23 protein-coding genes are annotated in these 20,772 nt (G+C 60.4%); 13 read left to right on the top strand and 10 right to left on the bottom strand.

From position 1 onward, the window contains the following. Positions 1–74 precede the first annotated feature (74 nt). Positions 75–563, top strand: coding sequence for a hypothetical protein (locus GSQ77_RS11160; protein WP_158901973.1), 489 nt, complete (start codon positions 75–77; stop codon positions 561–563). Between the two features lie 79 nt (positions 564–642). Here the strand turns inward: GSQ77_RS11160 and GSQ77_RS11155 are convergent, their stop codons facing one another. Further along, on the bottom strand, positions 643–1,581 hold the full coding sequence (locus GSQ77_RS11155; RefSeq protein WP_158901971.1) for an AraC family transcriptional regulator: 939 nt from the start codon (positions 1,579–1,581) through the stop codon (positions 643–645). Between the two features lie 136 nt (positions 1,582–1,717). On the opposite strand from GSQ77_RS11155, the gene GSQ77_RS11150 reads away from it, so the two are divergent. Beyond that, entirely contained in the window at positions 1,718–2,026 is a 309-nt protein-coding gene (locus tag GSQ77_RS11150; RefSeq protein WP_158901969.1) for a hypothetical protein, read from the top strand. Positions 2,027–2,243: 217 nt separating this feature from the next. After that, complete coding sequence (locus GSQ77_RS11145) at positions 2,244–3,620, top strand: sigma-54 dependent transcriptional regulator (protein ID WP_158901967.1); 1,377 nt, start codon at positions 2,244–2,246, stop codon at positions 3,618–3,620. A gap of 136 nt (positions 3,621–3,756) precedes the next feature. On the opposite strand, the gene GSQ77_RS11140 is transcribed toward GSQ77_RS11145, so the two are convergent. Beyond that, positions 3,757–4,371: a hypothetical protein gene (locus GSQ77_RS11140; protein ID WP_158901965.1), complete on the bottom strand. Its 615-nt coding sequence runs from the start codon at positions 4,369–4,371 to the stop codon at positions 3,757–3,759. Between the two features lie 31 nt (positions 4,372–4,402). On the opposite strand from GSQ77_RS11140, the gene GSQ77_RS11135 reads away from it, so the two are divergent. Next, positions 4,403–4,909 (top strand): hypothetical protein, encoded by a 507-nt coding sequence (locus GSQ77_RS11135; RefSeq protein ID WP_158901963.1) that lies wholly within the window; start codon positions 4,403–4,405, stop codon positions 4,907–4,909. On the opposite strand, the gene GSQ77_RS11130 is transcribed toward GSQ77_RS11135, so the two are convergent. The 3 genes from GSQ77_RS11130 to GSQ77_RS11120 all read right to left on the bottom strand — a co-directional run bounded on the left by GSQ77_RS11130 (position 4,887) and on the right by GSQ77_RS11120 (position 8,409). Continuing rightward, a complete protein-coding gene (locus GSQ77_RS11130) occupies positions 4,887–6,188 on the bottom strand; it encodes an MFS transporter (RefSeq protein ID WP_158901961.1) in 1,302 nt (433 codons plus the stop codon). The genes GSQ77_RS11135 and GSQ77_RS11130 overlap by 23 nt on opposite strands. Then, the gene (locus GSQ77_RS11125; protein WP_158901958.1) at positions 6,188–7,753 is read right to left on the bottom strand and encodes a sulfatase-like hydrolase/transferase; all 1,566 of its coding nucleotides are present in this window, start codon (positions 7,751–7,753) and stop codon (positions 6,188–6,190) included. The genes GSQ77_RS11130 and GSQ77_RS11125 overlap by 1 nt, the downstream gene beginning before the upstream one ends. 146 nt (positions 7,754–7,899) lie before the next feature. Next, positions 7,900–8,409 (bottom strand): MarR family winged helix-turn-helix transcriptional regulator, encoded by a 510-nt coding sequence (locus GSQ77_RS11120; RefSeq protein ID WP_158901956.1) that lies wholly within the window; start codon positions 8,407–8,409, stop codon positions 7,900–7,902. 241 nt (positions 8,410–8,650) lie between these two features. On the opposite strand from GSQ77_RS11120, the gene GSQ77_RS11115 reads away from it, so the two are divergent. The 4 genes from GSQ77_RS11115 (at position 8,651) to GSQ77_RS11100 (ending at position 13,809) form a co-directional block, all read left to right on the top strand. Next, positions 8,651–10,840 (top strand): glycogen debranching N-terminal domain-containing protein, encoded by a 2,190-nt coding sequence (locus tag GSQ77_RS11115; protein ID WP_158901954.1) that lies wholly within the window; start codon positions 8,651–8,653, stop codon positions 10,838–10,840. Further along, on the top strand, positions 10,810–12,123 hold the full coding sequence (locus GSQ77_RS11110; protein WP_158901952.1) for a PRC-barrel domain-containing protein: 1,314 nt from the start codon (positions 10,810–10,812) through the stop codon (positions 12,121–12,123). Before GSQ77_RS11115 ends, GSQ77_RS11110 begins: the two co-directional genes overlap by 31 nt. 3 nt (positions 12,124–12,126) lie before the next feature. Next, entirely contained in the window at positions 12,127–13,485 is a 1,359-nt protein-coding gene (locus tag GSQ77_RS11105) for an MFS transporter (RefSeq protein ID WP_158901950.1), read from the top strand. A 153-nt stretch (positions 13,486–13,638) separates the two neighbouring features. After that, entirely contained in the window at positions 13,639–13,809 is a 171-nt protein-coding gene (locus GSQ77_RS11100) for a hypothetical protein (protein ID WP_158901948.1), read from the top strand. A 134-nt stretch (positions 13,810–13,943) separates the two neighbouring features. On the opposite strand, the gene GSQ77_RS11095 is transcribed toward GSQ77_RS11100, so the two are convergent. Beyond that, positions 13,944–14,339 carry a VOC family protein gene (locus tag GSQ77_RS11095; RefSeq protein WP_158901946.1) on the bottom strand — a complete coding sequence of 132 codons (396 nt, stop codon included), beginning with the start codon at positions 14,337–14,339 and terminating at the stop codon, positions 13,944–13,946. Between the two features lie 311 nt (positions 14,340–14,650). After that, entirely contained in the window at positions 14,651–14,839 is a 189-nt protein-coding gene (locus GSQ77_RS11090; RefSeq protein WP_158901944.1) for a hypothetical protein, read from the bottom strand. On the opposite strand from GSQ77_RS11090, the gene GSQ77_RS11085 reads away from it, so the two are divergent. Next, on the top strand, positions 14,832–15,830 hold the full coding sequence (locus tag GSQ77_RS11085) for a PHB depolymerase family esterase (protein ID WP_158901942.1): 999 nt from the start codon (positions 14,832–14,834) through the stop codon (positions 15,828–15,830). The two genes, GSQ77_RS11090 and GSQ77_RS11085, sit on opposite strands and share 8 nt — an antisense overlap. Here GSQ77_RS11085 and GSQ77_RS11080 read toward each other — a convergent pair. Then, positions 15,827–16,114, bottom strand: a complete 288-nt coding sequence (locus GSQ77_RS11080; protein WP_158901940.1) for a hypothetical protein — start codon at positions 16,112–16,114, stop codon at positions 15,827–15,829. The genes GSQ77_RS11085 and GSQ77_RS11080 overlap by 4 nt on opposite strands. A 331-nt stretch (positions 16,115–16,445) precedes the next feature. Between GSQ77_RS11080 and GSQ77_RS11075 the strand changes: the two genes are divergently transcribed. From GSQ77_RS11075 to GSQ77_RS11065, 3 genes are all read left to right on the top strand, one after another. Further along, positions 16,446–16,919, top strand: coding sequence for an Rrf2 family transcriptional regulator (locus GSQ77_RS11075; protein ID WP_158901938.1), 474 nt, complete (start codon positions 16,446–16,448; stop codon positions 16,917–16,919). 313 nt (positions 16,920–17,232) lie between these two features. Continuing rightward, positions 17,233–17,958 carry an SDR family oxidoreductase gene (locus GSQ77_RS11070; protein ID WP_158901936.1) on the top strand — a complete coding sequence of 242 codons (726 nt, stop codon included), beginning with the start codon at positions 17,233–17,235 and terminating at the stop codon, positions 17,956–17,958. Positions 17,959–18,022: 64 nt separating this feature from the next. After that, complete coding sequence (locus GSQ77_RS11065) at positions 18,023–18,613, top strand: 2-hydroxychromene-2-carboxylate isomerase (RefSeq protein WP_158901934.1); 591 nt, start codon at positions 18,023–18,025, stop codon at positions 18,611–18,613. An 80-nt stretch (positions 18,614–18,693) separates the two neighbouring features. Here GSQ77_RS11065 and GSQ77_RS11060 read toward each other — a convergent pair whose 3' ends face one another. Beyond that, positions 18,694–19,212 carry a cupin domain-containing protein gene (locus GSQ77_RS11060; RefSeq protein ID WP_158901932.1) on the bottom strand — a complete coding sequence of 173 codons (519 nt, stop codon included), beginning with the start codon at positions 19,210–19,212 and terminating at the stop codon, positions 18,694–18,696. Positions 19,213–19,424: 212 nt separating this feature from the next. Between GSQ77_RS11060 and GSQ77_RS11055 the strand changes: the two genes are divergently transcribed. Continuing rightward, positions 19,425–20,288: a hypothetical protein gene (locus GSQ77_RS11055; protein ID WP_158901930.1), complete on the top strand. Its 864-nt coding sequence runs from the start codon at positions 19,425–19,427 to the stop codon at positions 20,286–20,288. A 158-nt stretch (positions 20,289–20,446) separates the two neighbouring features. Here GSQ77_RS11055 and GSQ77_RS11050 read toward each other — a convergent pair whose 3' ends face one another. Beyond that, entirely contained in the window at positions 20,447–20,731 is a 285-nt protein-coding gene (locus GSQ77_RS11050; RefSeq protein ID WP_158901928.1) for a cupin domain-containing protein, read from the bottom strand. Between the last annotated feature and the right edge of the window lie 41 nt (positions 20,732–20,772).

Raw genomic sequence — 20,772 nt, 5'->3', positions numbered from 1 at the left:
CAGCCCATTTCCGGCGACGTTTCACACCATCCACCGAGCAGATCCCATCGTCAGTCTCACTGAAGGAGCCATTCATGAAAAATCGATACGGCCACCGCCGGCTTACCGCGGTTCCGCTTTGGGGCTGGCTGGTTGCGAGCGGTTGCGCCGCCGCTTTGGGCTTCGCACTGCACCTGTTGAGCCAGGAACTGTTCTCGAACTGGAGCGCAGACCAGATCGCGAACCTGGCGGTACTCAAACCGCCTTACCCATTGCACGTCATGCTGATAGGCGTGCTCACCTCCATGGAATATGGCGTCGCGCTGGTGGCCTTGTATGCCTTGTTGTTGTACGCAGCGCCCCGTGCGACGACGAGCACCCGCATCGTGCTGACGGCGGCTTTAGCTTTGGCGATCAAGGGGACACTGCTGCGCGCCGCAATCATGAACCTCGCGGTAGGGTTACCGATGAAAACCGTCGTGCTCAACGAGATTCTGGTGCCGTGGGGCACCTGGCTGGCGATGACCGCGCTGGCCGGGTGCGTGATCGAGGTGATATCCGAGGTGACCCGGTTGTCGGAATAGCCGCGGCCTATCTCTGCCGCATGCCTCTGCCGCACGTTTCTGCGGCACATCTCTCGCTGCTATCTCTATCTCTCACACCTCACGCCGCTTCGCTAAGCGCCTGCATGCGACCCGCACGACGATATTGACCCGGACCCACGCCAAAGCAGCGCTTGAAGACCCGATTGAACGCCGCTTCCGACTGATACCCGACTGCCTCGCCGATCGCTGCGACCGATTGCCTGCCCTGCCTTAGCCACTGCGCTGCCTGCGTCATTCGGGTACGCATCAGTATCTCGCCCGGGGTCGCGCCCGCCGCCTCGCGAAACAAACGTGCGAACGTGGCACGCGACATATGGCAAAGCTCGGCGAGCTGCTCCACCGACCACGGCTCGGCCGGCTTTTCCAGCATCGCATGCAAGGCCGCCTGCAAACGTGGCTGCGCGAGCAAGGCAAATAGCCCGGGAATGGAATCCGCTTGTTCCAGCCATGCGCGCATCAACATCGCGAACAAAGCCGAGGCGAGTTGCGCGACCACGGTGCTAGCACCCGGTCGCATCTCCTCGGTTTCAAACCGCAGCATCGTCATCAAGGCCTGTAGGCTGGCGAATTCCGCACGGCCGGCCGTGCGCACCAGAATCAACTGCGGCAGCGCATCGACCAGCGTGTGAGACGCCCCTGCGTCGAAATGAAATTGCCCGCACAAAATGTCGGTTGTCGGTCCGGCGCCATCATTGCTCTGGACCTGCACCACTTGCTCCCCCCCCAGAATACGCGCCGGCATGGGCACCTCATCGCGCCCGGTGTGCAGGCAATGCGGGGTGCCGTGTGGCAATACGACGATATCGCCAGTCTGCAAGGGGGTATCCCGCTGCCCCGGCAAGTCGAGATAGCCGGTACCGGACACGATCAAGTGATACGGCGCTATGCCCGGCCCGGCAGCGTCCTCCGATATCGCCCAGGGCGCGCCGAAATGACAGCGAATATCGAGCGCGGTGCGCATTGGATAGAGCGCGAGCAGGCGACTGAGCGCATCCATAGGGGTCTCCTAGGCTAGACGATTGAGCAATTTATCGTGACATTACAGCAGATCCCGGGAATCCCTAGGCACATCGCGTGTCTATTTCAGCGTAGCGCTCAAAAAAATCCGAGCGCGAACCGGGAGGAAAGCCATCATGTCATTGCGATACCTTCTGCGGGCCGGGCGCGCGGCCACCGTCGGCATCGGCGCCTTGATCTGCTTGGGTGGCCTCGGTATCCTGACCGTGCAGATGGCGTGTGCCGCCCCCCCGGCGACATCGACCAACGCACAAGCAGCAGGGGCCGCGAGCGACCCAGGTACAATGCCCAAGCAGCGTCCAGAGCCACCGGACGCAACGACACCGGTACACCCTGACAACATGCCGGTCAAACACCCGCAGCAGAGCGAGTCTAACGACCCTATCAGCCGGCCGCCGCCCGCCAGTGGTGCGAACGCCAAATAGGGCTCGATCGCAGCGGTGAAGCAGACGGGCACATCGACGCTGTCGCCGTTTACGCGTACATTGATGGCCTGAGATCGACTGAGGCTCGAACACCCAGGCCCAAAGCGGTAGCGCCCCTGCTCAACCCCAGACACATCATCCTGTCACGCCGCACCATAGCCCCATCTTGTGGCCCGATTTTGTGGTCCATTTCGCTCAAGGGAGCGAGGAGTAGCGATTGCCCCATATTCTGATTGTTGACGACGACGAAAACACCCGCTCGGCGCTCACTGAAATTATCACCACGCAAGGCTTTACCGTTGCGGTAGCCGGCAGTTTGAAGGAGGCCACGATACAAATCGGCTGGCGCATGCCCGATGTCATCCTGACTGACCTGAAATTGCCCGACGGCACCGGCATGGATATTTTCAAGGAAGTGGAAAGCCGCGACGCCGTCGAGTTGATCGTGATGACGGGTTATGCCAGTGTCGATAGCGCAGTCGATGCGCTGCGACTGGGCGCGGCCGACTATTTGGTCAAACCCATCAACATGCAGCGTCTGACCGCTCGGCTGGACCGGGTGCCGCGCGCGCGCGACCTGAAAATGGAAATCGGCTCGCTACGCAACGAATTGCGCAGCTTCGGCCATTTCGGCAAGATGCTCGGCAACGCCCCGGTGATGCAAAGCATGTATGACCAAATCAGCCGCGTTGCGCCTACCGAGGCCACGGTGCTGTTGATCGGAGAAAGCGGCACCGGTAAGGAACTCGCTGCACAAACAGTGCACGACCTCAGTCTGCGACGCAAACGCGCATTTCTCGCAGTGAACTGTGGCGCCATCTCGCCCAACCTGATCGAAAGCGAAATGTTCGGCCACGAGCGCGGCAGCTTTACCGGTGCGGAGCGCATGCATAAGGGGTTTTTCGAACGCGCACACGGCGGCACACTGTTCCTCGATGAAATCACGGAGATGCCAATCGAGCTGCAGGTCAAGTTGTTGCGGGTGCTTGAAACCGGCATGTTCATGCGCGTGGGCACGAACCGCGAGATCGAAACGGACGTGCGCGTCATTGCTGCCACCAATCGCGACCCGGAAGCCGCCGTCGAGCAGGGACGCTTGCGCACCGATCTTTACCATCGGCTCAACGTCTTCCCGATCGAGCTGCCGCCACTGCGCGAGCGCGGCGAGGATGTCAAGCTGATCGCACAAAGCCTGCTCGACCAACTCAATACGGCCTCGGGAACCGACAAACAGTTCTCGCCCGAAGCACTCGACGCCATGACCGCTCACACCTGGCCGGGCAACGTGCGCGAATTGAAGAACTACGTGCAGCGCTCCTATATCCTGGCCGACGACAAATGGATCACCGCCACGCATAGCCTGCCCAAGCCCTCGGCCGCTGCTGCCCCGAGCCCATCCGATGCGATGGTCTCGATCACCGTGGGGATGACGCTGGCGCAAGCGGATCGGCTAATGATTCTTGCTACGCTGGAACAATGCGGCGGCGTGAAAAAAGTCGCTGCCAAGACGCTCGGTATCAGCCTGAAAACGCTGTATAACCGGCTCGAGGAATTTGGCGAGGCGGGACTGCTCGACGAAACCACGCCCGGATAGGGACTAACCCGGGTAGGTCTCGCTGCTCGTGTGAGGATGTCGCGTCCGGTCATGGCCGGGCGCCGGCGTTCAGACGCGCAATTCAGCGCGACCTTCTGACGCGCCGTTACTTTCGCCGCGCCGTCGAGGGTTACGTTTAGTGGTGGTGCCAACCTCCGCCACCGCCATGCCAGCCACCACCAAAGCCTATGCCGATGCCGACCCCCACTACTGGCGGCCCATAATAAGCCGGTCCGTAGTAAGCCGGCGGGTAGTAAGCCGGCGCGGGCGCGTAGTAAGCCGGCTGCGCTGCGTAGTAATTGGGATCCGCGTAGCCAGGCTGCGGCGCATACCCAGGCTGCTGCGCATAACCGGGCGGATATCCCGGCGGGTAGCCCTGCGGATTACCCTGCGGTGGCGGCGTCCCCGCATAGGAAGGATCGCCGCCGGGTGCACCTTGGCCCGCATCCGCCTCGATGGGTACCGGACTACCGCTGGCCGGATCGAATTGCAACGCAACCGACTTCCCGGGGTCGCTCGGCACTTGCGCCGAATAGGTTTGCCCTTTATAGCGATACTCGATCTGGTAGCCCATCACCGAGGGCTCAGTCGGAGCCCCCGGGGCGCACGGCGCGCCTACGTTGTACGATTGCGTGGCATCGCTGCAGACTTGCTGAATCATCGGCTTTACGGAAGTCACGCGGCCATATTCGGTTGCCCACGCGTTCGCCGTCAAAGCGGCAAGCGCGGTACATAAAAACAGGCGTTTCATGATTTCGATTCCTAGCGTAGATATCCGCGTTATGTCTGTTCAGACGCTGTCGACCGGAGCGCAAGCGCTCAGAGCGCCCAGCGCAGTCGAAGTGAATCCCAATTATCGCACCGCTCGCACAATGCTGCTGTGGGCAAAATGCACTGCGGTGCGCGCATTGATGAGCGCGGCGGTGCAGGCGCTCGTGCATGAGGTCGTGCAGGCGGCGTTTTGGGTGACGGCGGCCGCATGCGTCGCGTGCGTTATGGTGCCCGCCGCGCGCGCAGCCAGCGCCGAAGCAGATGCGCCCACGCTGGCCCAGATCCGCCCCATCATCGAGCAGCGCTGCATTCAGTGCCATGCGGTGCATCCGACGCTGGTGGGCAGCGCCGCGGCCGGGATACGCCTCGATACCCCCGCGGACATTAGCGATAATGCCGCGATGATCTTCCAGCAGACCGTCGTCCTGCAAGCTATGCCGCTCAATAACTCAACCGGCATGACGCTCGACGAACGCGCGAGGCTGGCGCAATGGTTTAACGCGGGCGCTCGGCCTTAGGGTTTGCCGGCACGAACCCAAGCAGGGCCAGCATGCCCACCACCAGCAGCACCGCGATCGCGCTCAAACCTATATATAAACTACCCGTATGGGTTTTAAGCAATCCCACGATGGACGGACTCATCGCCCCCCCGATGGCACCGACCGCTGTAATAAACGCAATCCCGCCCGCTGCGGCATCGCCTTGCAAATACGCCGTGGGGATCGTCCAAAAGATCGACAGCACGCTGTAAATACCGATCGAAGCGACACCCAGCAGCACAGCCGAGAACCCGACATCGTGCGCCGCAAGCGGCAGCAGCAGAAAAGCCGCCGCACTCGCGAATCCGCAGCCGGCGACATGCCAGCGCCGCTCCATTGTGCGATCGGAATGGTAGCCCACCACCAGAACGCCGATTGCCGCGGCGGTGGCGATCGCGCCGGCCAGCCAGCCGATTTGCGCCACGCTATACGCGCCGACACTTTTCAGCACAGTCGGGATCCAGAATCCGATCGCGTTGAGAAACGCAAAGATCGTGAAATAGATCGCAGCCATCAGATACAACCGCGGGCTTCTCAAGAGATCGCCCAAATGCTTGATCTTGCTCGCACTATCCACAGCATGATCGGCTTGTAGATCGGCGGCCAAGCGCGCCCGTTCGTCGGTGTTGAGCCACGCGGCCAGGTGCGGCGCATCCTTGAGGCAGACCAGCGCCAGCAGCCCCAGCGCGATAGCAGGTATGCCCTCGGCCACGAACAGCCACTGCCAGCCCCGCAAACCGGCGACGTGCTGGAAATGGCTCATGATGGCACCCGACACCGGGCCGCCGATAATGCCGGCAATGGGCACCGCCATGATGAATAAACTCATCACACGACCGCGGCGTCGACTCGGAAACCAGTAAGTCAGATATAAAACAATGCCCGGAAAAAAGCCCGCTTCAGCTGCCCCCAGCAGGAAACGCAGCCCGTAAAGCCAGGTCGCCGTCTGAACGAATGCGAGCAGCACCGTGAAGCCGCCCCACAGCACCATGATGCGCATCAGCGTCTTGCGCGCGCCTATGCGCCCTAGCATCAGATTGCTCGGGATTTCGAAGATCACGTAGCCGATGAAGAACATGCCGGCCGCGATGCCAAATACCCCATCGTCCAAGCCCAGATCGTCGAGAAATTGTAATTTGGCGAAGCCGATATTCACACGGTCAATAAAATTGACGACGTAGCAGATAAACAGGAAGGGCACGATGCGCAGTGCGATCTTGCGGTATAGCGCGTCGGCGGACGCATCGGCAAGCGTCATCACCATTCACCGAAAAAAACGCCGGCGGCCTTGTAGTGATTGGTCTTGGCAATCACCTCCTCGTCGCTGACGGTCACACGGCGCTTGAGCGTGCCATGCCAGTCCGCCAATTTTGCGTGCAGCTCCTGCCGGATCGCTTCGAACGCGGCGTCGGCACCGAGGTCGACGAATTCGTCGGGATCGTTCGCGAGGTCGAATAGCTGTGGCCGGTATCCTAGCCAATGGCAGTACTTCCAGCGCGCAGTGCGCACCATCCAGCCGCGGCACTCGTCGGGTTGGCGATTGAGCACCAAGCGCGCGCCCCGATAGCTGTAGTCGAGTTCGGAAACAACGAAATCGCGCCACGTGTCGGGCTGTTCGCCGCGTGTCAGCGGCAGCAGCGAATGCCCTTCTACCCGTTCGCGGTAAGCCGGCAAGCCCAAGGCATCGAGTGCGGTAGGCACCACGTCGATGGCCGAAACAAAACGCGTATCCGTTGCGCCGCGCGTCGGATCGGCTTCGGGTGACGGATCGTAGACGATGAAAGGCACGCGCTGGACGGTGTCGTAAAACTGCTCTTTTTCGCCCAGCCAGTGGTCGCCGAGGAAATCGCCATGATCGGCAGTGAAGACGATCAACGTGTCCTTCCAGCGCCCTAGCCGCTCCAGCGTCTCGAACAGGCGGCCGAGATGGTCGTCGAGTTGCTGGATCAATCCCTGGTAGACGGGACGTACCGTGTTCGACACTTCGTCGCGCATGAAATTGACGCACTCCTCCTGCTGGCGATAAGCGTCGAGCACCGGATGCGGATCCTGCAACTCGCTCGTGCGTCGCGCCAGCGGCAGGCACTGATCGAGCGTGTACATCGCGTTGTAGGGATGCGGCGCCACATACGGCCAGTGCGGTTTGACGTAAGACAGGTGCAGCGCCCATGGCGTGTCGGCCTGTCCTTCTATGTAACGAATCGCTTGGTCGGTCATGTACGCGGTTTCCGAATCCGCTTCGCTCACGCGCGACGGCCACCCGACGTTGCGCATTTTCCAGCCGGAATGCACGCCGCCGGCAGGATCCTGGACACTGATCACGAAGTCCGTCCACGGACGTTCACTGTTATAGCCGTGGGCGCGCAAATAGGCTGGATAGCCGCTTTCCGGGCCCGGTTCGTGGTGACCGTCGTAGCGATCGACTTCGAAGAAATAGCCGGCCGATAGGCGCGCGCCCAAATCGCTGTTGCGCGCCTGCTCGATGCGCTTGAGGCCGTCGTTATCGGTCATTACGTGCGTCTTGCCCGCCAATGCCAGGCGACGACCGGCGCGATGCAGGTATTCGCCCAGCGTGACTTCGCCGATCGACAAGGGCACCCGGTTCCAGGTCGCGCCATGACTCGCCATGGTGCGACCTGTGTAATAGGACATCCGCGACGGGCCGCACACGCCGGATGTCACGAAGGCGTTATCGAACTTGACCCCGCGCGCGGCCAGGGCGTCGATATTCGCGGTACGCAGGTAGGGATGCCCGTAGCAACCCAGATGATCGCGACGCAACTGATCGCACATGATGAAAAGAAGGTTTTTTGCGCTGGCCATCGCGGTCGTCGTATGAAAATGAATGGTCGGGAGGGGAAAAGTCTCATCTATCGTAGCGATGAAGGGGACCGTTGACCTAGTCAAACGTGTGTGCAACTGCACAATCGCGTTGCGGCATAGCCGCGGGTCAACCTTCGGCCGCCTTTTTAATCGGCGTCGACCGGGTCTGCATCGCCCTCGCCTGCGTTCATCGTTAGCGCACGCGCTTCCAGTCGACCCAGCAGATCGTCGAGCAGGCTCGCCTCGGTGTCGCTCAGGCAGGCCGCGAACGCGGCGTTATATGCACGGCCCAGTGCCAGCGCCCGGTCGTATACGCTCTGGCCGTGAGGCGTCAGGGTAAGCACCGTTATGCGCTTGTTGCCTGGCTCACGCGCTTTCGCCACCAGACCCAGCGTCACCATCTCGCTGACACACCGACTGGCCACTACGGTGTCGATGCCGGAATTGCGCGCGAGGTCCGTCAGGTTGCAGCCCGAATACTTTGCCAGAAACGACAGAACCCGCCATTCGCGCCGGCTGATCCCGAGTTCGCGCGCATACATCGCGCCAGCGCCGCGACGTGCCAGCAGGCCCAGTTGGTGCAAACGGTAAATCAAAAAATCCTCGATGTCGCGCGGCGCCTTCATGGCGGGCGAGCTTGGCGGTGCATCGGTCATTGCGCGAGGGCTGGAAAAGGACATAGCCCGAGTATAAGGTGCGCCGCCAGAGGCTAGACTGGTTTGAATCGCACATCCGCCCGCAATTCAGCTATCCTCCAAGCTATGGTCACGTTGAGGCCACCCTTGTGCCACGATAGCAGTGCGCGGGCTGCATGCTCAAAGGCGCCAGATAAAGTACGGATCGCGCCCGCGCGGCTGCCTTGTGACATTACGCCAGCAAATCGATCAGGAGAATTTGATGTCGTTCGAAGTCAAGGTGGGGCCCCCACAACTCTCGATTCACCAAGGGTACGTCGTTCTCGTCAGCGAGCTCGACGGCCAAATCAACTGGCCCAGCGAGAAAGGCCTGTATTGCCTCGATACCCGCGTCATCAGCAGTTGGACTATCTATGCCAACGGCGAATCGTGGGATCTGCTCAACGGCGGCACCACCCACTCGTTTTCGTCTCGCATTTTTCTGACCAACCGCGAAATCGCCACCCAAAGCGGCCCGATCGCGGCACACACGCTGGGGCTCGCGATAAGCCGCGAGATTTGCGGCGGCATGCACGAGGATCTCGAGCTGGTCAACTATGGCAACAAGACCGTCTGCTTTAACCTCGAGGTTGCGCTGCGCAGCGACTTCGCCGACATCTTCGAGGTGAAATCCGGTCATAGCGTGCGCCGCGGACGGATCACGACCGAATGGTCCAGTTCCGGGCAGCGCCTCACCACCGCTTACCGCAATCAGGATTTTTTTCGCGAAGTCGCCGTCACTGCCGAGGGCAACGACACTGAGGCGCTGTATGCGAACGGCCGGATTACGTTCGAGGTGGTCCTGCCGCCGGGCGCAACCTGGCATACCTGCCTGATCTACGATCTCTCGGACGGCGAGCGATGCTATCCGGGATCGCGTTCCTGCAACAAGGTGGGCCACGACGATTCCGACAACCTGCGCAGCCTGCGCGAATGGCATAAGGCCGTGCTCAAGGTGGAAAGCACCAACAATAACGTCACGCAAGTATTCAACCAGGCCACCGACGACCTGGCCGCATTGCGGCTTGAGGTCGAAGCCAATGACGCGACGCACGTCGTGCCCGCTGCGGGCTTACCGTGGTTCATGGCGCTGTTCGGGCGCGACAGCCTGATCGTCTCGATCCAGACCGCAGTGGCCTACCCGGAGTTCGCGCGCGGCTCGCTCGAAGTATTGGGTATGCACCAGGCGACCGAGCGTGACGATTTCCGCGATGCCGAGCCGGGAAAGATCATGCATGAACTGCGCTTGGGCGAGTTGGCCAAGCTCAAGCTGGTGCCGCACACGCCCTACTACGGCACGGCCGACGCCACGCCGCTGTATTTGATTACGCTGCATACCGCATGGTGCGCGACCGGCGATCGCGCGTTGCTGGAACGTCATATGCCGGTAGCCGAACGCTGTCTCGAATGGATCGATCATTACGGCGACCGCGACGGCGACGGCTTCCAGGAGTACGCCACGCGCTCTGCGTCCGGACTCGAAAACCAGGGCTGGAAGGATTCCGGCGATGGCATGGTCTACCTCGACGGCACACTGATGCGCGGACCCAAAGCGCTGTGCGAATTGCAGGGCTATGTGTACGACGCCTGGCTGCGCATGGCGAAACTCTACGACGTGCTCGGCAACTCGGCGCGCGCTGCAGAATTGCGTGCCAAGGCCGCCGCACTCTACAAGCACTTTAACGAAGTATTTTGGGATGAGGCCGCGGGCTTTTACGCTTTGGCGCTCGATGGCCGCAAACAGAAGGTCATGAGTATCGCCTCGAACGCAGGGCATCTGCTGTGGTCGGGCATCGTGCCGCCGGAGCGCGCGCGGCGCGTCGTCGAGCGCTTGATGCAGCCCGATATGTGGAGCGGCTGGGGCATACGCACGCTGTCGTCGGAGCACGTCTCGTACAACCCATACTCGTATCAGAAGGGCTCGGTATGGCCACACGACAACGGCCTGATTGCGCAAGGCTTCAAACGCTACGGCTACGGCCGTGAGGCCGGCCAGATCGCCACCGGTATTTACGAGGCGGGCCGTTTCTTCGCGCAGTATCAGTATCCCGAACTGTACGCGGGCTTGCAGCGCGAGGGGGTGACCTTTCCCGTTCAATACCTGGGCGCCAACGTACCGCAAGCCTGGGCCGCGGGGTCGGTCTTCTCGATGTTGCAAGCGGTGCTGGGCCTGCAGCCCGACGCCGCCAATCGCCGGCTGTTCGTCGACCCGGAGTTGCCCGCGCGTTTGAACGATTTGACGGTGCGCGATTTGCGGGTCGGCGATCAGATTTTCGACATCCGCTTCTCGCGCAGGGGCGACACGACCGACTTCGAAGTGCTCAGAGGCGACCCCGCAGCCGTGATACGGCGTAACGTTACAACGTGGGGCGACCAGCTTAAATGCGACGAACAATCGCAAGCCGCCGCCTGACCATGCCGCTACACGTAGTCTTACCCCCGCTGTGCGTGCGGTGGCGGCGGGCGGCATTGCTCGCGCTCGCGGCGTTCGTCGCATCGACAAGCTTGGTGGGCTGCAGCTTGCTTGCGCCCAAGCCGCCCGGTGCGCCCGCGCCACCCGTGATACAGACGCCTTCCGCTGGCGCCGAAGCGCCGCCGCCCGTCGAGTCGGTCCAGCCGGCGCCCGAGCCTAGCGCACCGATCGCCTCGGCGGCGCCGGTGCGCCCGCCCGTTAAACACAAGCCGATACGGCATCGCCCCAAACGCAAATACAAACATCATGCCGCGCCCGAACCTATCGCCCCGGCACCGCCGCCAACGCCGACGCCGCTGATCGAAACGCGCCAGCTAGCGCCCGATCAAGCCCAAGAGTTGCTTGAAACCGAGATCCAGAAACCCGCCGGAAAGGTCATCGGACGCGTGGTGGATATGCTGGTCGATGCGAACGCCCGGCCGCAGAATATCATCGTCAACCTGACCGGATTCCTCGGTGTGGGCGACCGGCAGATTAAATTTCCGTGGAGCGTATTTCGTTTTAATCCTGCAGCCAAGAAGCCTCTGATTACGCTGCTGGCGACGCCCGCTGAAGTGGCTGCGGCCAACGGGTCCAAAGGCGCCAAGCCTGGGCCGGGCGCCCCCCCTGCAGCACCGCCGCTCACCGCGCCGCTTTCGGACGCGACGATCGTGCGCCGCGACGGCAGCACGGTCGGTCACGTCGTCGACGTCCTGGTCGATGGCGCAGCGCAGCCACAGGCGGTGGTGCTTGACGTGGGCGCATCGATCAACGATGACACGCCAAATATCGCGGCCAATTGGTCGGCCTTGCATCTCGTGGAAAAAGACAAGGCCTTGCAATTGCAAATGGAACTGTCGGTGGCGCAGATCAAGGCGTCGCCCCCTTATACGTCGGGCAAACCGATCTTGATCGTCTCGCCCGTCGTACCTTCCGTACCGGCCGAACCCGTGACTGCGGTGGCGGCCACGGCTGTGCCGGCACATGCAACTGAGCCTGTGCCTGCGGCCAACCATGCCGCGGCGCCTGCGGCCGCATCTGCGTCGTCGGCACCCGCGCACACGACGGTGGCGGCCCCCACGTCGGCACCTGCGCATGCGAGCATGCCGATATCAACGCCTGAACCCGTGCGTGCGTCAGGGCCGGCATCGACGGCGCCGGTGGCACATCCACCACCGTCGGCCGCGACTGCTACGCCGGCGCACCCGCCGGCAGCAGCTTCATCTCCCGTGATAAGCCGGTAGAACATGGCTACAGCAAGAAGTCTACGCGCGCTCGACTGGATGAATTTCTTCGTCGCGAACGTGCAAACCGGCTTCGGACCTTTTATTGCGGTTTATCTGGCGTCCAACAAATGGACGCAAGGTCAAATCGGCCTGGTACTGAGCGTGGGGACCATCACGGCGATGGTGAGCCAGATCCCCGCCGGCGCGCTCATCGATACGATGCGCAACAAACACGCGGCAGCGGCTTCGGCGATCGGCGCGATTATCTTCTGCGCGGTGCTGCTGGGGGCGAGCCCCAGCTATCTGCCGGTCCTGTCTGCCGAATTGTTCCATGGCTTCGCCAGTTGCATGCTCGGTCCGGCAATGGCCGCGATCACGCTGGCGCTGGTTGGACGCCATGAGCTGGGCACGCGCCTGGGACGCAATGCGCGCTGGGCATCGATCGGCAGCGCCGTGGCGGCCGCGTTGATGGGGGTATGCGGGCAATATGTATCGGTGAGTTCGGTATTCTGGCTGACCGCTGCGCTCGCGGTGCCGTCGCTGGTGGCGCTGAGCATGATCGAGCGCGCGGCGCCGCTGGTGCCGAGCAAGCCCATTACGTTGCGGGGGCCGGCTCCCCCCAGCCAGCGCGCGGACCTGATAGAGCTGCTGCGCGACAAACGGTTGCTGGTGTTCGCCGGCTGTATCGTGCTGTTCCATTTGTCGAACGCCGCGATGCTCAATTTGGCTGCCGGTGAAGTCACCGGCCATATGGGCGACAACGTTCAACTTGTCATCGCGGCCTGCATCATCGTGCCGCAGGCCGTAGTGGCCTGGCTGTCGCCGTGGGTCGGGAGCTCGGCCGAACGCCGCGGCAGACGCCCTATCCTGTTGCTCGGATTCGCCGCACTGCCTCTGCGCGCGCTGCTATTTGCAGGGATCAGCAGCCCCTACCTGCTGGTGCCGATACAGCTTCTGGATGGCTTGAGCGCCGCAGTGTTCGGGGTGATGCTGCCGCTGATTGCCGCTGACGTTGCCGGCGGCAAGGGGCGTTACAACCTGTGCCTCGGTTTCTTCGGATTGGCGGCTGGCCTGGGCGCCACGCTCAGCACCACGGCGGCGGGCTTTGCAGCCGATCGCTTTGGGAATACCGTCGCGTTTATCGGATTGGCGGTGTGCGGGGCGCTCGCTGTCCTGCTCGTCTGGGTCGCGTTGCCGGAGACACGCGAGAACGCTCCACCTGATGCGTCGCCGGCGCAAAATCCGACTTCGCCAACTTCGCCGCCACCGCCTTCACCGACGTCACCGACGTCACCGATTTCATCAACTCCGCCGACTTCATCTGCCCAGCTGAACCCATCCCCTTCCAATCCGACCCCGGTTTCTGCTCCGCCCGCGTAACACCCGCGCGGAGCTGCGGCGACTGTGCGAAAAGATCACCATGCGCATCGCTAAGCAGTCGCTTACATTTGCTTGCGTATGTTTCAGGTATGAATCCTGCTCTATTGTTTATCAGGGTTGCCGATGCGGCAGCCCGATCGCAAGGAGACAGACATGCTAAGCGCAGCTTCGCTAGAAAAAGAGACAGATCTGCAACCCTACTCCGACCAGTCGCAGCAGCAAAACTACGCGGACGATACGGCCCAAGATGACTGGTTTCATTTGCCCCAAACGGGCTTCCCGCTGTCATATTCGACCCCGGGACATTGCTCGATGGGATGGTAACAATTACAAAACAATTGTAAAAATGTGTAACGAGTCGCCTCGGTGGCGGTTAAGTCCGCGGCCTGACGGTGCTCGAAAACGGGTGGAATAAGTTTTTTTTGGAGGTCGCCGACCGATTTTTTCGGGCGTTGCGACTAAGCCAGCGTCCGGGCTTCGTGGCAGACCACTTCCACGTTATGGCCATCCGGATCCAGCACAAAAGCACCGTAGTAGTTCGGGTGGTAATGCAGCCGTAGACCCGGTGCCCCGTTGTCCGTGCCTCCCGCTTGGAGCGCTGCCCGATGGAAGGCATCGACCAGCGTTCTGCTGGCGACCCGAAACGCCACGTGCAAAGGCGGCGTATTTGGACTGCCTCGGGCAATCCAGAACTCCGGTTTGGGCGCCTCTCCATAACCGGCGACATCGGTGTGGCCCGTCACCGCAGCAGAGAATTCAACCAGCAGTTCTATGCCGATGGGCGCTAACGCCGCGCTGTAGAACCGTTTGCTCTTCTCGAAGTCGCTGACGACGACACCCGTATGATCGATCATGAAGTTCCCTCGCTAACATCGGATTAATGCCTGGCCACGCCACGGATTCCGTATTTGTCGGCTCCGTGCCTGATCAAAGAATACCCCGGCGCTCTCTCTCGAAAAAGCCACGCGAAGCTGGCATCGATACGCCTTCTCCCCCCGCAGAAAATGACATGGAGTGCATCCCTCATGCCCAAGAGCTTCGGCAGCATTTGGCTGCGCGGTGTGAAACGCCTGATGAAGATTCAGCGCGATCAAGCCAGCCAACTTGTTCAGCGACGTAAGAAGGAAGCGAGCGCGGCCAACAGAGCCGCGTTGAAAGCGACCGCTCAGGCGGCCGCTGCAGCGAGGAAAAACGCAAAAGCCGCGGCAAAGGCCATGGCAACGGCAACAACTGCAACAACCGCGGCAGCAAAGACTGCAAAAGCGACGAAGACGAAGGCAACGCCAAGGACGACGGCAAGGGTCACGAAAAAAGTCACGACAAGGGTCACGACGACGCGGTCATCGATGAGCACTGCGATTGGGCCCCGGCCCCGTTCAGGCGAAGTGCCCAGTCGGCGCGCGCGCGTACGCGCGCAAGGCACATGGACGCGCTCATTTTTTTCAGCGCCGCCGGTTGGCAAGGAACTGATCAACCATATGGCCTATGGGCTGTATTTGCCGCGCGACCTAAAGGTAGACGCGGCACAGGCAGCCGACGCTGCCGACGCGCGCGCCCTCGTCGTCATGCTGCATGGCTGCAACCAGAACATCGAGGATTTTGCCCAAGGCACGGGAATGAATCTGCTGGCCGATCGCAACGACTACGCGGTGCTGTATCCGGAACAAACGAAGCATGCGCAGGCACATCGCTGCTGGCGGTGGTATGACGAAGCGCCTGGCGCCGGCGCAAAAGAAGCCGCATCGATTGCCGCACTGGTGCGCGCGATAGTGGGCGAACATCGGCTCGACGCCTCCCGCGTTTATGTAGCAGGCTTGTCGGCCGGCGCAGGGATGGCAATGTTGCTCGCGATACGCTATCCGATGCTGTTCGCGGCAATAGGCTTGCACTCGGGTGTAACGTTTGGCGAGGCACGCACCGCAGTGAGCGCCGTGGGCGTCATGCACCGTGGCGCGCGGCGCGATCCTGTCGAACTGATCCGCGGCGCGCTCGATGGCGCCGTGTACCCAGGCATGCCTGCACTAATCGTGCATGGCGATGCGGACGACGTCGTCGCGCAGGTGAACGGGGATCAACTCGAAATGCAGTGCCTGCAACTGAACGGCGCGCTTGCTCAAGATGGCAAGCTTGCCGGTGCGGTAAAAATGCAAGTGAGCGGCGCCCACTCGAAGGTCATTGAACGCGACTACCGAGCGGGAAAACGCGTCATCGTGCGCGCGTGCCGCGTAGCGGGCCTCAAGCACGGGTGGAGCGGCGGCGACCCGGCGCTCCCTTTCAACTCGGCACAAGGGCCGAACGCAAGCGCGTTGATGTGGGAATTCTTTCGCCTACACCATCGAAATTAAAGATCTTTGACGGAAGCACCCGCAATTTTACCGTCGATGATGTCTTCGCCATACTGGCTTGCGCTACGCTTGGCTACACCGAAATCGGGAAACGTTGCGGTCTGCTCCGGACGGAATACACGGCTGCCTTCTGCCCCACCGGGAACGCCTGGACGGCAAACGCGCACAGCAACGTCATAGCCTTCCGCGTGTTTCTTATGGCCATCAGCCTTGCTGAATTTACGCAAAAACACTAGCGGATGAACTTCGAAATCTTTATATAAAAGCGGGTGAACGGAAAACATGGCGGGTCCTAGAAACGTAGTAGTAACACCACTATACGCTGTGCCACCCCACATCACCTTTTATTTCGCCGAACGGCACGCGATTCTGGCGCTGCGCAAAGGGCGCGAGACGGCATCGTGGTGACACATTTCAGCTTGCATTCTTGGACAGTCGCAACGATTTCAGTTCGAGAAACGCTCCCCGAGCGGCCTTAAGCGATCATCGCCCGCAAGCCGGCCTTGAGTGCGTGAGTGATGCGCGGGCAATGGAACGTCGTGATGCGTTGAAGTAAACTGGAGGATATTGCCCTGCGTTTGACCCGCCAATTCGCATCCACTGGAAGCACACATCGTGAAGTCGACAAAATTCGTTACTGCGTGCTACATCATGTCTTTTATCGGCGCCCATCAACCGCGCATGCTTTCTACCGCGACTATCGCTAAGTGGGTAGACACACACGCGGCGCGCGCACGACAGATCGTCTCCCAGTTAGTCAAGGCAGGGCTGTTGACCTCAGCGCGCGGCGGCGGCGGCGGCGTATTGCTCGCGCGGCCCGCGACGAAAATCACCTTCCTCGATATCTACGATGCGATCGGCGATGAGGAAATGCTCTTTTTCTCGGTGCAAAATCCGTTTTCCAATTGGGCAGATCACTGCAGCGTTCACAACGTGCTCCAGGACTTGCGCGGCGACATCGAAAAGAAGGCACGCCTGTCACTGAAAAGTATCAAGCTCTCCGAGGTATTTGTGCCGTGGGACGAGGAAACCATGAAGCGGGCGCAAAACAAGCGCACGCGCTCGACCAAGGTGAAAGAGCCAGCTTAAGCTGCACCGCGGTACCCCTCGGTCTATTCGGGTAAGGCGATGCCCTGGGCTTTGCTGAGAGATTCATTGTGATTCTCCGCCGCCCTGCTTGCCTGCTTGCCTGCTTGCCTGCTTCTCCTCCCAAACCAAAATCACTTGACGCAAGTGTCGCGTCTGCTGTAGCTTCAATTCAATTGTTACGATAACTTTAACTTAAAAGAATTCGGCACATCGAATCGGGTGGCAAGAAGCGAACGATCGCGAGAGCGTTCACCCCTGTTTGCGCCGACTTACTCCAGGGTCTCGTGTGTAGACCACAGACAGGAGAACCACCATGGGACAGAAAGTCGCGCTAATCATCGGCGCCGGAGACGCGTTGGGCAGCGCAATTGCCCGGCGCTTCGCCAGGGAAGGTTACATCGCGTGCGTGGTCAGGCGAGACGTGGAAAAGCTCGCGCCGTTGGTCGCAGCAATCGAAGCCGAAGGCGGCAAGGCCATCGCCTATGGCGCGGATGCACGCAAGGAAGAACAGGTCAAGGCGCTCTACGCCACGATCGAAAAAGACGTCGGCCCGATCGAAGTCATGGTATTCAACATCGGTGCCAACGTGCAATTCAGCATCACCGAAACCTCTGCGCAGAAATATTTCAAAGTCTGGGAAATGGGCTGCATGAGCGGCTTCCTCGCGGGCCGCGAGGCTGCGAAATTCATGCTCACGCGGGGCCACGGCACGATCCTCTTTACCGGCGCGACCGCAAGCACTCGGGGCGCTGCGAACTTCGCCGCTTTTGCCGGCGCGAAACATGGCCTCAGGGCGCTTGCACAAAGCATGGCTCGAGAGCTTGGCCCCCAAGGGATACACGTGGCGCATATCGTGATTGACGGCGCGATTGACACCGAATTCATCAAAAACCTGTTCCCTGAGCGTTACAAGCTCAAGGAAGTCGACGGCATCTTGAATCCCGCTCATATCGCGGAAAACTATTGGCACTTGCACCGGCAGCCCAGGACCGCCTGGACCTTTGAAATGGATTTACGTCCGTATCTGGAGCAATGGTAAAACTCGAGGTAGAACCCGGGGCAAAGCCCCGAGGTAAAGCCCTTTATGCACTCGGAGAGTCATCGTGAGCAAAACAGTTATTTTCTATTTTGATGTGGGCAGCCCGACTTCCTACTTGGCCTCGCGCGTTTTGCCGCGCCTCGCACGCGAGCGCGGTGCTGTGGTGGTCTGGAAACCGGTACTGCTCGGCGGCATCTTCAAGGCAACGGGCAACGGTGCGCCCGGCGAGATTCCGGCCAAGGCGGCTTGGATGTTTCGCGATATAGCGCTGTGGGCCGACAAGTGGGGCGTCGAGTATGAGTACAACGCTGCCTTTCCGATCAATACGCTGGCCCTGCAGCGCGGCGCCGCTGCCTATGAAAACACGGATAAATTCGCGACCTATATCAATGCCGTGTTTTCTGCCATGTGGGAGAAGCCGCAAAATCTCGGCGATCCCGCAATCCTCGCGGCCATGCTCACCGCAGCGGGTTTCGACGCCGAAGACTTCAAGGAACGGATCGGCTCTGCCGAGGTCAAGGAACGACTCAAGGCCAATACCGATGAAGCGGTGCGCGCCGGCGCTTTCGGCTGTCCGACTTTTGTCGTGGGCGGCGAACTTTTTTTCGGTCAAGACCGCCTGGAATTCGTCAGCCGCGCGCTTGAGAACGACTGAGCTCGCCCCTCCACCGCACAGCGCGTGCCGATTGCTACGGTACGATAGTCGCGCCGGCGGCAGTCAAACGTCCTCGCTAATCAAACCTTCGCGCTGGGTCTGCCAAGTCGCTGGATCAACTCGGCCTCGTCGGGATACTGAGCCAGCAAGGCGGCTGTCTCGGCCAACTCGAACTCGCTGAATTCAAACCCGGGCGCAACCGTGCATCCGGCCAGCGCGTAGCCTTGCGGATCGATACATTCGGCGGCAAACCAAGCCCCTGCAGGCACCACGGCTTGAAATACCGTGTCGCTGCGTTCGATCGCATTGCCTAATCGATGCGTAGTGCGCCGCCCGCCCAGCTCCAATACATGCACATCGAGCGGGCTGCCTGCATAGAAATGCCATATCTCATCCGAACGAATTCGATGCCATGCAGAATAAGCGCCATCGCACAACAGGTAATAGATCGCGGTCGAGGCACTGCGTTGAGTGCCCAAAGCGGCGCGTGTAATCGTTTCGCGGCAGCGGTAGGTTTCTCGAAAGAAGCCGCCCTCTGGATGCGCGATTAATGAGAATTTCTCAATCAATTGATTTTTAACGTCTTTTCCGTTTCTCATATTCAGCACCGTTCGAATCGTTAAATATTTGTTTCTGCGGCTAAATAACAACTGCCGTTTGCATCCGTTTCTCTTGAATTTAATTCGCCGGTAGAATCCACCGTCGATATGAGCCGTGACGTCGCTGCGAAATTAGCTACCGGTTTTCTATCGCAGGGCTCCTCTTGTTATAAAAATGAAAGGTTACACAAACCGTCAGCCCTTCGATCTCCATGAACCCCAAAAAACTCGCTGCCTGCCTGGCTATCGCTTGTGTCACCACGTCGGCGTTCGCGGACGACATGCCGTTTCTGTCCAACCGGCGCATCACCGAGCAGGGTGTTATGAACCTGGGGACGCGTACCGGCAGTGAAATCGGCGTTTCGGCGTCGTTTTACAAGTATCAGGAACCCGACTTCGGGGTAAGGGAACAAGGCGCACGAGGCGCGATCGATTACAGCGGCACCTATCATTTTAAGAACAACGCCTTTGTACGCGCTGAATTGAAATACTCCAATGGTCCGGTCCACTATGCGTCGGCATCTGGAACACAAACCGATCCGAATTTCTATTATGAGGCGCGTGCACTGATCGGCTACGACATGAACAGGAGCAACTTCGATCTCTCGATGTTCACGGGGTTTGGATATCGGTATTTGGAAGACAATCTAACGGGTATCAGTCAGACCGGATCGATCGGATACAACAGGCAGAGCCAGTATTTTTACGTTCCGGTCGGCATCATTCACCGGATGCATTTGACTTCGCCCTCGGACCGGCTGACCAGCACTTTCGAGTTCGATTACCTGGTGTACGGGCATCAGAAATCGTCGCTTAGCGACTTGGTCGGTCACGATGGGATAACCCAATCCGATGACGCCAACAATAGTCAACGCAGCGGTTATGCATTGCGGGTAAGTTCAATGTATGAAACGCGCCATTGGTCGATCGGACCATATTTCACGTATTGGAGCGTCCATCAATCCGACGTTGCCACCTTGAACGTGGTGCAAGACGGATTCCACTTCACGGAACAAGCTGTGGAGCCGCGCAATAACACCATAGAAGCGGGTGTCAGAGCTGCACTGCGGTTCTGACCGCGCCCGCGCAAGCACACTCGACTCGCCACCGCGAGGCTCAACGACAGCAGTCGTCCAGCCCCGCGGCGGGCGCCGCAATGCACACCACAGTTGGCACCGCATTGGACACATCAAGCAACATTTCAATCGAAAACGCGACGCGTTCCGGCAGGACTTCAGGCAAACATCCGGCCAACCCGATAAGTCGCACCGAGCGGTCCATACTGTTCGGTATGCGGCTGGCCCGCGGCGATTTCAAAGATATCGCCGGCCTGATATCGCTTGGCCACCTCGTTACACGAAATGACCACCTCGCCCTCGGTCACGATAGCCCGTGCCGAGAAGTCGTGTGCGTGCAACCCAACGAATTCGTTCGGACCATAGACCCGATCGAGTATTTGTTGGCACCCTGCTGCCTTCAATTGCGCTTCGAATGCTTCGATGTTCGCCTGATTGCTCATCGTTCAACTCCGTTGTTGTGAAGTGGTTCGAATATCTTACC

Source organism: Burkholderia sp. L27(2015), from assembly GCF_009765705.1.
Classification (GTDB): domain Bacteria; phylum Pseudomonadota; class Gammaproteobacteria; order Burkholderiales; family Burkholderiaceae; genus LMUX01.
This window is presented reverse-complemented; position numbering and strand designations above follow the sequence as displayed.